Genomic DNA, 14,404 nt, shown 5'->3' with positions numbered 1-14,404 from the left:
TTATATCTATTCTGGGATTAGAGTAGCTTAAGTTCGCTCGTTATTTTATCAATTTGCTCTTCTGGTGCAGGCCCAATTGAAAGACATGTGAATGTGCCGGGCGCAATCTGGGTGTGACCTGCATCGGTCACCTCGGCCCATGGAAGGCCCATCTCTATGGCATCGCGCTTTATTTTTTCTAGTTCGGTTTCGGAATTTACCTTGAGCACTATTTTTGCCTGGCCTGCCCACCACTTTGAGAACCATTCCGGTTTTGATTTGCGGACATTTTCAGCTCCAAGAACACATGCATGTCCCACCTGGGCCGCAATCTTTCCTTTGCCCATTCCAAGATCCGCCCTGACTATGATTACTTGCTTTAGTCCCATGAATTAATCCCGGTATATCATATTGAAAAACTTTGTACAAGTCATTCGAAATGAATTAAAGTCATCACGATTCAAACACAGCAAAATGTCATACGATGTGATAATAGCGGGCGGAAGCGTTGCAGGTCTGTTTTGTGCAAGAGAGGTGGCAAAGGCAGGACATTCTGTTTTGGTTATAGAGGAGGACTATGAGGTTGGAACCCCCGAGCACTGTGGCGGGTTGGTGTCGGCATCAGGCCTTGAAGATCTAGGTATAATCCCATCCACTAAGACACTCGACTCGCAAATCCAAACGGCACAACTGTGCTCGCCCTCAGGCACCACACTGGACATTAATGCAAAAAAACAAAATGTCATCGTGATTAATCGAAGAGAATTAGACAAGCAAATAGCTCACCAGGCTCAAAAAAATGGCGCAGAAATCAAGGTAAAGACATCACTAAAGGAAACAAAACCAAACCAGGCAGTAACAAGTGCTGGAACATTTGATTGTAAAATTTTGGTTGATGCAAGGGGCGTATCCTCAATAATACAAAAGGACCGAACCGGTACGCTCCAGTCAGCTCAATATGAGATCTATGCAGACTGGATTCAAAAGGGACTAGTAGAGGTAAACTTTGACTCGGAAAAATATCCAGGGTTTTTTTCCTGGGTTATTCCAGCTGCAAGCGGAATAGGAAAAGTCGGCGTTGCCGGAAAGGGAATCAATGCCATACAGGCAATAGAGAAATTCTTGGAATCAAAGGGCAAGCACTCTACAATCCGCAAGGTCTTTGCTCCAATCTGGGTCAACGGGCCAATTGATGATTTTGTTTCTGGAAATACTGTAATCGTTGGCGATGCAGCAGGCCAATCAAAGCCAACCACTGCTGGCGGAATTTACTCGTGTGGTGTCGGTGGAGTACTAGCAGGAAAGGCAATCTCATCATATTTGGAATCAAAGAATCCTGATGATCTAAAATCATACCAAAAATCCTGGAATCAAAAGTTTGGCAAGGAATTTGAAAAGCAGCTCTTCGCAAGAAAGATGCTTGAAAGGTTGGACAATCCCACAATAGACAAGATATTTTCTGCAATCACTCCAGAAATGATTTCTGATATATCAAACAATGACGACTTTGATTTTCACACAACCGCAATTGTAAAGATGCTTGGTCTCAAGGGTTCACTCAAAATTGCACAGACCATCTTTGGTGGAGAAATCCGAAAGCTGCTCAATTAGCTCAAAACATTATAGGTAAGCTATAAATGGACTGCTAAAAAAGACAGCTACATGTCAACATCACTGACCCTTCCAGTATGCAGTTGTTGCAACAAGCACATCATGCCAAACGACAAGTGTGTCAAGTTCATGTGCCCAGAATGCGGTGCAGTTTTGGTGTGGAGATGTCAAAGTTGCAGAGAAGCAGCAAGAACATACACATGCCCATCTTGCAAGTTTTCAGGACCATAAAACATGGCTAGATTACTATTGATAACAAAGATCCTCCCAGAGGGAACTGAGATCAATTTGGATGAGCTGGCAGCAAACATTCAGGAAAAACTCGGAGGAGGAATAATCATGGGGAAATACACCAAAGAGCCTTTAGCATTTGGTCTATTCTTTCTAAAAGCAGAGTTTGATTTGGATGATAAGGAAGGACAAATGGACATGCTAGAAGGCACTGTCAGATCAGTTGAGGGAGTAAGCGAATTCGAGGTCCTCAACATGAGTCGCAAGTCAGTTGATGTGAAGTGATCATTGGTGGCTAAAAAAGACGAACCTCTGCAAATGCGAGTAGGAGAGGCAAAGCAGAGAGACGTTGGCAAAAAACGCGCAAGAATCGGCCCAGATGCGATGGACTTTCTCAAAGCAAACCCTGGTGATATCATAGAGATAACCGGCAAAAGAGCCAGCTGCGCAGTTGCATGGCCAACAGATGAAGATGACAAATTCCCAGACATGGTGCGAGTTGATGGCCAAACAAGAAAAAACATCGGTAGCGCACTAAACGATATTGTTAAAATCAAAAAGGCATCTGCAAAGGCCGCAAAATCAATCGTATTGGTTCCAGTATCAGATGTCGTAACTGTGGATAAGGAATTTACAGACTTTGTAAAAAACAGACTAAAGGGACTGCCGTTTGTGCAGGGAGATGAAATCTCTGTGATGATCCTAGGCAATCCAATGGATTTCAAAATAAGCAAGGCATCACCAAAGGGAATTGTAACAATAGACAAGAGCACCGATTTTGTCATATCGGCTGACAAGGCAATTGACAAAAAGGTCCGCGTAACATACGATGAGGTCGGCGGACTGCGAAATGAAATAAAAATAATGAGAGAGATTGCCGAGCTGCCACTACGACACCCTGAAATCTTTGACAGACTAGGAATAGAGCCACACAGTGGCATACTCTTGTATGGTCCACCTGGATGTGGCAAGACCTTAATCGCAAAAGTTCTGGCATCGGAATCAGAGGCAAACATGTTTTCAATTAATGGGCCGGAAATAATGAACAAGTATTACGGAGAGACAGAAGCAAAGCTTAGGGACATATTCAAAGAAGCAAAGGACAACTCGCCAAGTATCATATTTATCGATGAAATTGATGCGATTGCTCCAAAGCGAGAGGAAGCATATGGAGATGTAGAAAAAAGAGTTGTCGCACAATTATTGGCATTAATGGATGGACTGACAGATAGAGGAAATGTCATAGTTCTTGGCGCAACCAACAGACCAGATAGTGTAGACCCGGCCCTTCGAAGACCGGGACGATTTGATAGAGAAATCGAGGTATCCGTTCCAAATGCTGATGGTAGACTAGAAATTTTGATGATTCACACTCGAGGAATGCCAATTGCCGATGATGTTGAGCTAAAAAGACTGGCTGCTGAATTGCACGGATACACCGGGGCAGATATCAAGTCATTGTGCAGAGAGGCAGCACTAAAGGCAATCAGACGATACCTGCCAGAAATTGATCTTGAAACCGAAAAGGTCTCTGCAGAAATCTTGCAGTCAATGGAAATTGGAATTGCCGACTTTTACGATGCAATGCACGAAGTAGTACCTACTGCAATGAGAGAGTTTTACGTAGAGCGACCAAAGGTCTTCTGGAAGGACGTCGGAGGATTGGAAGAGGTCAAAAAAACACTCCAAGACAACATCATAGTATCACTAAAAGAGCCGCAGAAATTCTACAACATGGGAATCAAGCCGCCACGAGGTATTCTTTTGTATGGCCCACCCGGATGTGGCAAGACATTGCTTGCAAGAGCCGTAGCTACAGAGAGTGGCAGCAACATGATTTTGGTTCGAGGGCCCGAGATTCTATCAAAGTGGGTCGGAGAATCCGAAAAGGCAATCAGAGAGATATTCAGAAAGGCAAAGACATCTGCGCCATGTATCGTAATATTTGATGAGATGGACTCGCTGGCTCGCGTAAAATCAGGCGAAGAGGTAGGAATAGGACAGACGATTCTTAGTCAGCTGTTAACAGAAATGGAGGAAGGCGGACCATCACGAATCATAGTAATTGGCATAACCAACAGGCCGGACTTGTTGGATAGCTCACTTCTCAGACCGGGACGACTAGAGCCGGTATTGTATGTACAGCAACCAGACGAAAAGGGCAGACTCGAGATAATAAAAATTCTAACATCAAAGATGCCGTTAGCAGATAGTGTAAATCTGGAGGAGATTTCTGTTTCTACCCAAAATTATACCGGTGCTGACCTATCGGCATTGTGCAGGGAAGCCGGAATTCATGCGATGCAGAACAATTCTGCCAAGGTAAGCAGCATAGATTTTGCAGCAGCCCTCAAAAAGATACGACCATCAATCACAAAGGAAGTCGACCAGTGGTATATGGCAATAAGGGAAACTATTTCTAATGTAGTGCCAAAATCAATGGACAGGTCATTCTACGGATAAAATCATGGCAGACTTTCCAATAAAAAACATTGTATATGAGAAAATCAAGGCGGCAACCTCGCTGACAGATGCTGACCTGATAAAAGCGCTGACAAAATCTGGCACCACCCTACCTGATGACAAGTTTAACAAAATTTTGCTGGATTTGGAAATAATGGGGTTGATCAAGGTGTCGTGGCTAACAAAAGACACACGACGAGTCGAAGTCACCATTCAAGAAGCGGAAGAGGATGACTATGAGGAACAAAACAAGGAAATGATGGAAAAAGACTACGAGGCCTCGTTTCCTGGCGTTGAGGATTCCTAGAACCTAAAGGGAAACGCAGCATCTAGTGCTACGGCTACAAAAATTATTGTCAGGTATGGGGCAGTTACCTTGTATGCCTTCCACGCAAATTCTGATGTTGGGTTTTTTGTGAGTTTATAGTGGTACACTAACATCAGGCCTCCACTTGCTGCAGCTATTGCTGTGTACACTATTCCCAAGCCAAACGCATAGAGCATCAGAGAGTATGGCAGTAAGATTGCAGTGTTGACCAAGATGTACTTTGATGTTTTCTGCATTCCAATTAGTACGGGCAGCATTGGGACTCGAGCCTCTGCATAGTCGTCGCGTATTTTCATGGCAAGACACCAAAAGTGCGACGGAGTCCACACAAAGACCAAAAACCCTACCAAGAATCCAAGCAAGTCAATTCCGGCAGGTGAGACAAATCCAGTTGCTGCAGTCCAACCAGCCATTGATGCTGCGCTTCCTGCAAAGCCGCCAATCACTATGTTGGACGAGTTTTTTCGCTTTAGCCATACCGTATAGATAATCACGTAGAAAAATATTCCAAGTCCTATGAAAAAAGTTGAAACCCAGTTTAGTGTAAAATAAGCATAGACAACGGATGCAATACTTACTGCAAGACCATATACCAAAACAGATGATGCCTTGATCTTGCCAGACGGAATCGGCCTGGCGCTGGTTCGCTTCATTAGCGGATCTATATCCCTATCATAGTAATGGTTCAGGGCGCTAGATCCTGCAGATGCCAAAGCGCCGGCGATGATAATATGGAGCAATCCAATTGGATCGAGCTCAGGGCCGACCAGCTTTGATGCAGCATACATTGATGTCACTGCGGTAATTACAAGCAAGACGACGATTCTTGGTTTTGAGACTTCGAGTAGTTCTTTTGCTGCCAAACTCACTCAAAAACGCCCAGTTAGGCATTTAATTTCTTCGACTTGATCTACTACAAAAGGAATAAGTACCTCACTTTAGGCATCAAGCTCAAATGAGTAATTGGGACCTCATGATGCCAGGAATGGGTCTTACTGCTATTGGCGTTGCAGGAGTTACCATCTCTTATGCTGGAGTTGCACACACATTCATCGATGGAATGCATGCACTGACAGGTCTTACGATGTTTATTGGTTTGATATTTTTGGCAGCTGGAATCTTGGATGGCGGAGTTTCAACCAGCAACAGATCCAAGGCAACGACTTTGGTGATTTTAGGAATTGTACTATCATTTGCAGTTTCTGCTCTAGTGTTTAACTCGGTTACAAGCATTCCGACATTTGCTGGTGTGATGTTAATTGTTGCAATACCTGCAATAGTTCTAGCATACGTATCCATGAAGATGCCTGACTATGCAAAACCAATCGGCATGATTTTCATATTTGCTACAGGTGCGGCAATTGCGGCCTATGTCGGATTTGGAGTATATGGACCATCACAGTATTTAATTCCAGCGCCAGAAGTGGAAGAAGAAAAGATAGTTGTGCCAAGCGCACCAATCACGGCAATATCCATACTGAAAGGCTCTTCAGTAAATGGCGCGCCAGACTATGATCCAGACGTTGCCCAAGTTCCTGCGGGCAACAACATAGAGTGGGTCAACAATGATGATGTGGCACATACAGTAACTAGCGCCGCAGACGCAGGTAATACATTTGATTCAAGTCTGATAAATGCCGGAGAAAAATACTTGCTGGACACATCCAAGCTTCAGCCAGGTACATACGAGTACATGTGCATAGTACACCCATGGATGACGGCATCATTTGATTATGGTAGAGAGGCACCGGCAGTATCAGAGATTGCGATTTCAATTCTTAAAGACTCTGCAACCCAGGGAAACCCTGACTATAACCCAGACACAGTTCAAGTAGTAAAAGGAGATGCCATAGTTTGGACAAACAATGATTCCACAATGCACACTGCAACAAGTGCTGGAGTGTTTGACTCGGACATTCTGAATGCAGGTGACACATTCAGATTAGACACTGCAAATCTTGAGCTTGGCAAATACGACTACATGTGCATTGTTCATCCTTGGATGACAGGATCATTTGATCTAGTAGATGCAAGCACACAAAGACTGGCGGAGGGTGCAACTGCGACAGACCCCAACTCCATACCACAAGAAGAGGTAATCGAGGAGGCACCAGTCGTAGAAACACCGGCAGAAGAGGCGCCAATCGAAGTCCCAGTTGAAGAAACTCCGACTGAAGAGGCACCCGAAGCGCCAATGGAAGAGATTGCACCTGCTACAGACTTGCCCGCCCCATCAGAGATGGCAATTGTAGAAATGGCTGAAGGTACTGCATCAAACCAAGATTGTGCTGACCAATGCTTTGTTCCAAGCACTGCACATGTAGTAGTTGGCGGAACCATAACATGGAAGAATGCCGACTCGGCAGCACACACTGCAACAGAATCAGCAGGAACATTTGACTCTAGCATTGTAATGGCAGGTGGAGAATTCTCACATACGTTTGCAGAGGCAGGCGAGTTTGATTACATTTGCATTGTTCATCCTTGGATGAAAGGCAAAGTCATCGTAGGCTAGAGTTTGCAAAAGACCATAATACTCACCCAAGACCAAAAACAGATTCTACTAGAACATGCAAAAAAGACGGCCCCTGCTGAGTCGTGCGCATTGTTGTTTGGCCATGAAAAATCCGGAACATCCACAGTAAAAGAAGTATTTCTAACACGGAACACAGAAGACTCGCCGGTGAACTTTACCATATCAAATGAGGAACTATTATCAGGATACAAGCAAGCCGAAAAAAAGGGCCTCGATGTAATTGGAATCTTTCACTCACATCCGCATTCCGAGGCAACACCATCAAGCACGGACAGAGAATTTATGACAATAAACCCAGTAGTATGGCTGATCTTTTCCAACAAGGAAAACCAGCTAAATGCGTTTGTCTTGGAATCTGAGATAATTCCGGTTATGATCAAGACAGTCTGAATAATATGGTTTGATCTGATGCCTTTGGGAGGATTTTGGTATTTGGGAGGATTATCTTTCCAATCATATTTACCGGTGAATATGGCTTGATCTCACCATTTGTGCCAATTGGTGTTGGGCCATAAAAAAGACAGATTGCTTTTCCTGGCGGCCAAAAGGCAACATCAAACAAATCCACCACATCCTGCGAATTTTCTGGTGGTGCAGAAAACGGTGCATGACTAGTATAGATCTCCTTGCCCCAAACATTAGCATCCAACTCAAAAGGCAAATGTTTTAGCAATGATGAAACAGTCTTTAGCGCAAGAGAATCATCAAGCTCCAAGGTTATGTTATCAGAGTTTGGAATCTTTGCAATTACGGTATGTTTCATGACGGTTTTGTCATCCTTGAATTAAATATCCCTTTTTTCATAAACCAATTATGATGGAAATACACGTCTACGATACATACGTAGAAGCAAAAGATGGCCACACCATGCACTTTGATGTCATAACATCACAAAAAGACCATGGTAAGGCAATCGAATATGCAAAACAATGGCTCAATACCATCGGTGAGGCAGACGCAAAAGTGACTACGGAAGAATGTCAGTTTTGCCACTCACAGGGTGCTCCAAAGCCAGTTGAAGATGCAATCAAGAGTAATGGATTCTTCATCCAAAAGATGGAAGGCTGTCCATAAACTCTTTTTTTAATTTTTAATTACCTTTTAATTTCAAAGTCCCACATCAGACATAATGTCAAAAGAGCCAAAATACCACAAGCTCACAGTAGAGGGAGACAAGAAAACCCAGTGGATTTGCGGCTGTTTTGAGACAATTGATGGTTATTTTTGGTTCTGCGATGAGCACAAAAACACTCTAAACAAGACAATAGAGGCGCAAATTGACGAGTTGGATATGACCCGTATTTTGGACTAGTTTTATTTTTTGACCAGTTTTTTAGTCGAGAGGATCTTTAGACCTTCTTCCAGGATCACAGATAGTACTGAAGAATAACTCCAGCCATGGTTTGTCTTTGATATTAGTTCTACTTGTAAATGGCGAATTTTTTTGTCCAGATCCTCATCTATTGTAAAGGTGATTCTTTTCTTTGTCAAAACCTGTTCTCAATATTACCTTGAAAAAAAGTTATTTAAGATATCAACTTCGCAAAATCGAAGTCATGTGAAGTTCACACTCAAACATCTGTTTGGGAATAATTCTAAAAAACTTCCAAATTAGTATGAGGATCATATCATAATAGCACTAATTTTTAGAGTAGACAAACAATGAATCTAATACAACTCCAATCTAGTCAATCTGTGAGCAGTAACGATTCAAGAGCAGCACTAGTGTTATCAATTGAGATAGTACTGATGAGAAAAGGCGGTCCACAATACCACCAAGTTCTTGCAAGACTGGAGCGAGATTACGAGTGCAAGATTTTTGATTGCTATGAGCATCCGGAATTTCTCAAATCAGTGCTTCAAGAAGTATATCCAAATGATTATCAAAGGATTATTGATGATCTCATAGTGGAGCTTGATGAAATGGCAACACAAAAAGAGATTGCCGAGTTTTTGAATTTGCTAAGATAAAAAAAATTACTTGCATATCATAAGAATTATTTTAACTATTGTTGCCAATTTTGGAATTAGACCAGTTTGTTTAAAGTAGATGAATGGTTCAGAATAATCGTGAATCACATCACAGATATCGATTATGTTAGGCCATTTCTAAACAGAATTTCCAGGTTTTGCGCAAAAAAATGGAACTTTCAGGTTCTATGGGAATTACGAAACCACAAAAAAATGAGATACGGACAGATTCAAGAGTCGCTAAAAGGCATATCACCATCAACATTATCTGAGGTTCTAAAATCGCTTCAAAAACAAGGACTAATCAAGCGAACCAAACAAGGCAAGGTCCCGCCATACAAAGTAGAATACAGCATCACAAAGAGCGGAACAGAGTTGATAGTTGCAAGCTCTGCTTTGGTAAAGTGGGCTATGCGAAATAAGGCCTAGAGAACAAGTATTGCCACAAAGGCGCTAACAAACACAATTGCCACAGTGTTTAGCAATTTGATTACTGTGTTTAGTGCAGGTCCTGCAGTATCTTTGTATGGGTCGCCAATGATATCTCCGACCACTGCAACTTTGTGCTCTTCGCTGCCCTTTCTGCCTTCCATCTCGACAAGTTTTTTGGCATTGTCCCATGCGCCACCTGTGTTTGCCAAGTGATATGCCAAAAATATGCCAGTCACTACTGCTCCCATCAAGAGCCCTGCGACTGCAGGAGGGCCAAGTATTATGCCAAGAACGATTGGTGCCGCAATTGCGATGGATGCTGACTTCCATAGCTCACGGAGTGAGGCAACGGTTGCAATGTCTACGCATTTTGCATAGTCGGGCTTGGACTTGCCGGTTAGAATTTCTGGGTCTGCTTTGAATTGGCGCCTGACCTCATCTACCATCTTTGATGCCGCACGGGATACGCCGCCAATTAGTTGTCCTGTGATGATAAATGGAATCAGTCCACCTACCAGCAAGCCGATTACGACTGCTGGATTTGAGAGACCATAATCAAATACTTTATCAAAAACATGAGCTGCCTCATACTGGAATGCCTGGATCATTGCAAGGGCTGCAAGTCCCGCACTGGCAATTGCAAATCCCTTTGTGACTGCTTTGGTGGTGTTGCCTACTGCATCGATTTGATCAGTTACCTTGCGGTTTTCCTCACCCATTCCAGTCATCTCTACTATTCCGCCAGCATTGTCTGCAATTGGACCAAACGCATCAATGGACAGAACAATTCCTGCAAGGCTCAGCATTGCCATTGCCGTAAGTGAGGTTCCAAAGATTCCATACAACATTGCTTGTGATGGATCAGGTGCTGCAGATGCACCAATTGCAAATGAGACCACAATTGCCACAACTAGTGCAATCATGAACGGTCCAGTAGACTGCATTCCCTTGATGATTCCCATCAATGTCAATGATGCATAGCCCCACTTTGCGGAATCGGTAATATCACGGACTGGTTTGAATTTGTAATTTGTGTAATAATCGGTAATTCTTTGAATGACGGGCACTAGTATGACGCCAACAATTGTGCATCCAAATAATGCATAGGCTAGTTTGTCTTGGCCTAAAAACATCGTAGTGAATGCAAAGTTTAGTCCTATTGCGATTGCAGCCGAGATATAGAAGGATTTGTTGAGCGGCCCCATGACATCCTTGTTGTTCTTTGAGCCAATTGTTGCTGCACCGATGATTGATGCAATCATTCCTGATGCTCCAATCAGAATTGGATAAGTCATGATCTTTGGCATGCCAATTAATGCGCCAATCAGAATTGATGCTAGAACAGTAACAATGTATGATTCATACACATCAGAGCCCATTCCTGCGGCATCGCCCACATTATCACCCACATTATCTGCAATGGTTGCAGGATTTCTTGGGTCATCTTCAGGTATGTTTGCCTCTACCTTTCCTACCAGGTCTGCACCCATGTCGGCTGCCTTGGTAAAGATACCGCCTCCAATTCTGATAAATAATGCAATAAGACTTGCTCCAATTCCCACACCAGCAATTGTGATTGGGTCTGGGAACGCCATGAATAGAATAGCCAATGCCAAAAGTGCCATTGCTGGAACTGCCAGTCCCACAGTTGCGCCACCCCTAAAGGCAAGCACAAATGTCTTGCCAAGACCACTGCCGGTGGCATTTGCTGCCCTAACCGCTGCCTTGACTGTGATTTTTAGTGATATGATTCCTGCAACCGCAGAAAGTGCTGCGCCTACGGCAAATGCAATGCCGTTTGAGAATCCGATAAAGTATCCAATCACTATAGAAAGCCCGATTGCAATTGGAACGATTATTTTCATTTCGCGTCTTAGAAACGCGGCTGCTCCGACTTTGACTGCATCAGAAATGTCAGTCATTTCTTTGGTGCCTGGCTTTTGCTTTGTTACCCAGGCCGCAAATCCTGCAGCTACTGCAAAAGAGGCAATGGATGCAAATATAGGAATAAGTTGTTCTAGTTGCAGCTCCATTTTACAACTGCCTGCCTAAAAATACGGCATATAAATCATTGAGGGAAAACTAGCGTTTTCTTTTTTGGTATGGCGGAAATGTTTTGCCCTTGAGGACTTGGCGCACCAGTTTGTTGAATCTTCGCCCATGTGAAAGATATGGAAATCTCAGGTGTACCAGCTCATGCGCTATGGTATCATCCAGTGCCTTTTCGTCTGGGATTTTTTTGACATTGATAAAGATCAGATTGTGCTGCATGTATGATACTCCATAATACTTGTAGGCCGTGGTTCTGCGTCCGACGGTTATTTCCTTTGGCATCTCTAGGACCTCTTTTGAGCTCATCAGTACCTTTGGTTCTGATATTGATAGTCGATTTGAGAAAATGCCTGACTTTTCCAGAATGCTAAGACGCAGGTCATCATCTAAGATCATGTTGGAAAAGTTTGTGAGTTATTCTAAATAATGCAGTGTCAATTCTTGTGCAAAAGATGGTGTAAAGATCAATACTTGCTTAGGATTTTTTTATAGTTCTTTACGGCATCAATTATGATGGTCTTGGCAGTCTCTGCAGAATCCCATCCCAAGACCTCGACTTTTTTGTCCTCCAAGTCCTTGTACACTTGGAAAAAATGAGCCATCTCCTTTAGGTGGTGTGCCTCAATGTCTGTGACGTCCTTTGTGCTAAGATACCTTGGATCGTTTATTGATACGCAGATTATCTTATCATCCGATTGTCCCTGGTCTTTGAGCCTAAGCACGCCAATAGGCCTGCACTCGATCAGTATTCCAGGGAATGTTGGATTTGTCACTAGGACCAACGCATCGAGTGGATCCCCGTCATCAGAGAGAGTTTGGGGGATTATTCCATAATCACCAGGATAGTGGAATGGTGAGAAAAGCACTCGGTCCAGCTTTATCATGTTGTGCTTTTTGTCATATTCGTACTTGTTTTGTGAGCCCTTTGGAATCTCTACTACTACGTTTATGATTTCGGGAATATCAGAGCCCGTCTCGATGTCATGCCAAAAGTTCTTGCTCATTATATCATTCCGGAAATGGAATAATCTATACTTTGAGATTAAAGGGTCAGAGTTTTTAGTGTGTAATCATGTATCATACAGCCACCGTCTCATCATACCCCTAGATCATACGATCCAGTAGACTCTGTGTTTTATTTCTAATTTCTTGTGTAACTGGTACTATTACCAATCCCTCATTTGGCTGGCCATACAGCACTATCGCATTTTCTGGCGCATATATGCAGACAGGAATTACTAGTAGGTCCTCCTCGCCATTTACTAGAATTTGGATTGGTGGTTTTGATGAGAATGCCTGCTTTATGGTAGTGATGCTTTGCGGTGTTATTTGGGCGGCTGGATTATCGCAGTGTAATTTGGTGGCGCTGCTGTATGGTGGGATGCGTTTTCCTCTTTTCTCATATCCATCAACTATTTGCAATGATGGTACAAGTCCAAATCCCAGCATCTTTTCTGTTGTCGCATCGCCCACAGTTATGAGATAAGAATGTGGTGCGATATGCTTTGAGATGTTTTCTTTTGAGGTCTCTTTTAGTAAGATGCCAAGTGGAGCTTTGAGCTCATCTCGTAAGTCTTCTGGCAGAATCAATATACTTTATGCAGCTGCGCCTTGCATTTCATCTTTTAGCTTGGCTGCCAAAATACTACATTGGGCTGCAACATTTTTTGCAGCTGAGCGAATTGCATTGGCCGAGGGTGAATCAGGGCTAGTTATGATTACAGGCTTGCCCTTGTCTGAGCCTTCCATGATACCAGAGTTGAGCGGTATCTCGCCAAGAAATTGCATGTTGAATTTTTCGCTGATTCGTCTTGCACCGCCTTCACCAAAGATGTAGTGCTTGTCGCTGCATTTTGGACAAATGAAATAGCTCATGTTTTCTATGACGCCAATCAGTGGAACATTTAGTTTGGTAAACATTCCAATTGCCTTTGATGCCACATTTGATGCAACGTCTTGAGGAGTTGTGACAACCAATATTCCAGTAATTGGAATTGTTTGCGCCAAAGTTAATGGTATGTCACCTGTGCCAGGTGGCAGGTCCACAATAAGATAGTCAAGATCTGACCAGTTCGTGTCAACTAGAAATTGTTTTAGTATGCCGGAAATAATTGGGCCTCGATAAATTGCAGCCTGGTGCTCTTGCTCTGCAAAGAATCCAAATGATACAACCTTGATTCCGTTTAGCTCTGCTGGCTGTAGCTTGTTGTTATCCACTTCCATGAATGCTTTTTGCATTCCAAGCATCAGAGGAATACTTGGGCCGTAAATGTCTGCATCAAGCAATCCGACTTTGGCGCCAGACTCGGCAAGTGCCAGTGCCAGATTCAATGATACTGTGGATTTGCCAACGCCACCCTTACCGCTAGCTACGCCAATAATATTTTTGACAGTTGCCATTGCCTGGTCTGCATCAAGTGCACGACCCTCCATGACCTTGGCAGTTACTTTGATGTCCGAATTTTTTATGCCATCCAGTTCTGCGATTGCACGTCGAACATCTTGCTCTATTTCATCATTGAATGGACATGCTGGTGTGGTTAATTCCAGTGTAAATTTGAGATTCCCCTCGTTTAGCTCCAAGTCCTTGATCATTCCCATTGAGACAATGTCTTTTTTTAGGTCAGGATCAATTACGGTTGCAAGCTTTGATAATACTTGGTCTACGCCAACCATGCACAAAAAATTTGATTCACATTATTTAAAGATAGGCCGATTTTCAAAACGGCGAAATCTTTGAGCAAATAATTTTAGCTTAGGTACTCCTAATCAGAAATAATTTTTTGCCAAATCAAAAACCA

Annotated in this window: 20 protein-coding genes; 11 read left to right on the top strand and 9 right to left on the bottom strand. The window is 43.1% G+C overall.

Annotated features, from left to right (window positions below; all coding sequences use genetic code 11):
• Positions 1-17: 17 nt before the first annotated feature.
• Entirely contained in the window at positions 18-368 is a 351-nt protein-coding gene (pth2, locus tag SU86_RS03175) for a peptidyl-tRNA hydrolase Pth2 (protein WP_048187404.1), read from the bottom strand.
• 85 nt (positions 369-453) lie between these two features.
• On the opposite strand from pth2, the gene SU86_RS03170 reads away from it, so the two are divergent.
• Genes SU86_RS03170 through SU86_RS03155 form a run of 5 tightly spaced genes read left to right on the top strand, consistent with a single transcriptional unit; the run spans position 454 to position 4,591 of the window.
• Positions 454-1,590 (top strand): NAD(P)/FAD-dependent oxidoreductase, encoded by a 1,137-nt coding sequence (locus SU86_RS03170; RefSeq protein ID WP_048189116.1) that lies wholly within the window; start codon positions 454-456, stop codon positions 1,588-1,590.
• A 51-nt stretch (positions 1,591-1,641) separates the two neighbouring features.
• Positions 1,642-1,821 carry a zinc finger domain-containing protein gene (locus SU86_RS09475; protein WP_082096097.1) on the top strand — a complete coding sequence of 60 codons (180 nt, stop codon included), beginning with the start codon at positions 1,642-1,644 and terminating at the stop codon, positions 1,819-1,821.
• 3 nt (positions 1,822-1,824) lie between these two features.
• A complete protein-coding gene (locus SU86_RS03165) occupies positions 1,825-2,106 on the top strand; it encodes an elongation factor 1-beta (protein ID WP_048187402.1) in 282 nt (93 codons plus the stop codon).
• Between the two features lie 6 nt (positions 2,107-2,112).
• Positions 2,113-4,284, top strand: coding sequence for a CDC48 family AAA ATPase (locus SU86_RS03160; RefSeq protein WP_048187400.1), 2,172 nt, complete (start codon positions 2,113-2,115; stop codon positions 4,282-4,284).
• A 4-nt stretch (positions 4,285-4,288) separates the two neighbouring features.
• Positions 4,289-4,591: a hypothetical protein gene (locus tag SU86_RS03155; RefSeq protein WP_048187397.1), complete on the top strand. Its 303-nt coding sequence runs from the start codon at positions 4,289-4,291 to the stop codon at positions 4,589-4,591.
• On the opposite strand, the gene SU86_RS03150 is transcribed toward SU86_RS03155, so the two are convergent.
• Entirely contained in the window at positions 4,588-5,475 is an 888-nt protein-coding gene (locus SU86_RS03150; RefSeq protein WP_048187395.1) for a heme o synthase, read from the bottom strand. The genes SU86_RS03155 and SU86_RS03150 overlap by 4 nt on opposite strands.
• A gap of 92 nt (positions 5,476-5,567) precedes the next feature.
• On the opposite strand from SU86_RS03150, the gene SU86_RS03145 reads away from it, so the two are divergent.
• Together SU86_RS03145 and SU86_RS03140 are read left to right on the top strand one after the other, a co-directional pair.
• A complete protein-coding gene (locus SU86_RS03145) occupies positions 5,568-7,127 on the top strand; it encodes a plastocyanin/azurin family copper-binding protein (protein WP_148550743.1) in 1,560 nt (519 codons plus the stop codon).
• A 3-nt stretch (positions 7,128-7,130) separates the two neighbouring features.
• Positions 7,131-7,538, top strand: coding sequence for a M67 family metallopeptidase (locus SU86_RS03140; protein ID WP_048187389.1), 408 nt, complete (start codon positions 7,131-7,133; stop codon positions 7,536-7,538).
• Here SU86_RS03140 and SU86_RS03135 read toward each other — a convergent pair.
• On the bottom strand, positions 7,525-7,911 hold the full coding sequence (locus SU86_RS03135; protein ID WP_048187386.1) for a cyclophilin-like fold protein: 387 nt from the start codon (positions 7,909-7,911) through the stop codon (positions 7,525-7,527). The two genes, SU86_RS03140 and SU86_RS03135, sit on opposite strands and share 14 nt — an antisense overlap.
• Positions 7,912-7,964: 53 nt before the next feature.
• On the opposite strand from SU86_RS03135, the gene SU86_RS03130 reads away from it, so the two are divergent.
• Both SU86_RS03130 and SU86_RS03125 read left to right on the top strand, forming a co-directional pair.
• Entirely contained in the window at positions 7,965-8,222 is a 258-nt protein-coding gene (locus SU86_RS03130) for a DUF2024 family protein (protein WP_048187384.1), read from the top strand.
• 55 nt (positions 8,223-8,277) lie between these two features.
• On the top strand, positions 8,278-8,460 hold the full coding sequence (locus SU86_RS03125; protein WP_048187381.1) for a hypothetical protein: 183 nt from the start codon (positions 8,278-8,280) through the stop codon (positions 8,458-8,460).
• Positions 8,461-8,462: 2 nt separating this feature from the next.
• On the opposite strand, the gene SU86_RS09735 is transcribed toward SU86_RS03125, so the two are convergent.
• Positions 8,463-8,639, bottom strand: coding sequence for a hypothetical protein (locus tag SU86_RS09735; RefSeq protein ID WP_158507464.1), 177 nt, complete (start codon positions 8,637-8,639; stop codon positions 8,463-8,465).
• 204 nt (positions 8,640-8,843) lie between these two features.
• Between SU86_RS09735 and SU86_RS03120 the strand changes: the two genes are divergently transcribed.
• Together SU86_RS03120 and SU86_RS03115 are read left to right on the top strand one after the other, a co-directional pair.
• Positions 8,844-9,119, top strand: coding sequence for a hypothetical protein (locus SU86_RS03120; RefSeq protein WP_148550741.1), 276 nt, complete (start codon positions 8,844-8,846; stop codon positions 9,117-9,119).
• 66 nt (positions 9,120-9,185) lie between these two features.
• Complete coding sequence (locus SU86_RS03115; RefSeq protein ID WP_052755442.1) at positions 9,186-9,548, top strand: winged helix-turn-helix transcriptional regulator; 363 nt, start codon at positions 9,186-9,188, stop codon at positions 9,546-9,548.
• Here the strand turns inward: SU86_RS03115 and SU86_RS03110 are convergent.
• The 5 genes from SU86_RS03110 to SU86_RS03090 all read right to left on the bottom strand — a co-directional run bounded on the left by SU86_RS03110 (position 9,545) and on the right by SU86_RS03090 (position 14,279).
• Complete coding sequence (locus SU86_RS03110; protein ID WP_420887329.1) at positions 9,545-11,584, bottom strand: sodium-translocating pyrophosphatase; 2,040 nt, start codon at positions 11,582-11,584, stop codon at positions 9,545-9,547. The two genes, SU86_RS03115 and SU86_RS03110, sit on opposite strands and share 4 nt — an antisense overlap.
• A gap of 49 nt (positions 11,585-11,633) precedes the next feature.
• Positions 11,634-11,999: a M48 family metalloprotease gene (locus SU86_RS03105; protein WP_048187374.1), complete on the bottom strand. Its 366-nt coding sequence runs from the start codon at positions 11,997-11,999 to the stop codon at positions 11,634-11,636.
• 68 nt (positions 12,000-12,067) lie between these two features.
• Positions 12,068-12,607 carry an inorganic diphosphatase gene (locus tag SU86_RS03100; RefSeq protein ID WP_048187372.1) on the bottom strand — a complete coding sequence of 180 codons (540 nt, stop codon included), beginning with the start codon at positions 12,605-12,607 and terminating at the stop codon, positions 12,068-12,070.
• A 100-nt stretch (positions 12,608-12,707) separates the two neighbouring features.
• Positions 12,708-13,193 carry a GTP-dependent dephospho-CoA kinase family protein gene (locus tag SU86_RS03095; protein WP_048187370.1) on the bottom strand — a complete coding sequence of 162 codons (486 nt, stop codon included), beginning with the start codon at positions 13,191-13,193 and terminating at the stop codon, positions 12,708-12,710.
• A 6-nt stretch (positions 13,194-13,199) separates the two neighbouring features.
• Entirely contained in the window at positions 13,200-14,279 is a 1,080-nt protein-coding gene (locus SU86_RS03090) for an Mrp/NBP35 family ATP-binding protein (protein ID WP_048187366.1), read from the bottom strand.
• Positions 14,280-14,404: the final 125 nt, after the last annotated feature.

The sequence above is a fragment of the Candidatus Nitrosotenuis cloacae genome (assembly GCF_000955905.1).
Taxonomy (GTDB): Archaea; Thermoproteota; Nitrososphaeria; order Nitrososphaerales; family Nitrosopumilaceae; genus Nitrosotenuis; species Nitrosotenuis cloacae.
Note: the sequence above shows the minus strand (reverse complement) of the source record. Positions and strands in the feature narration are given on the sequence as shown.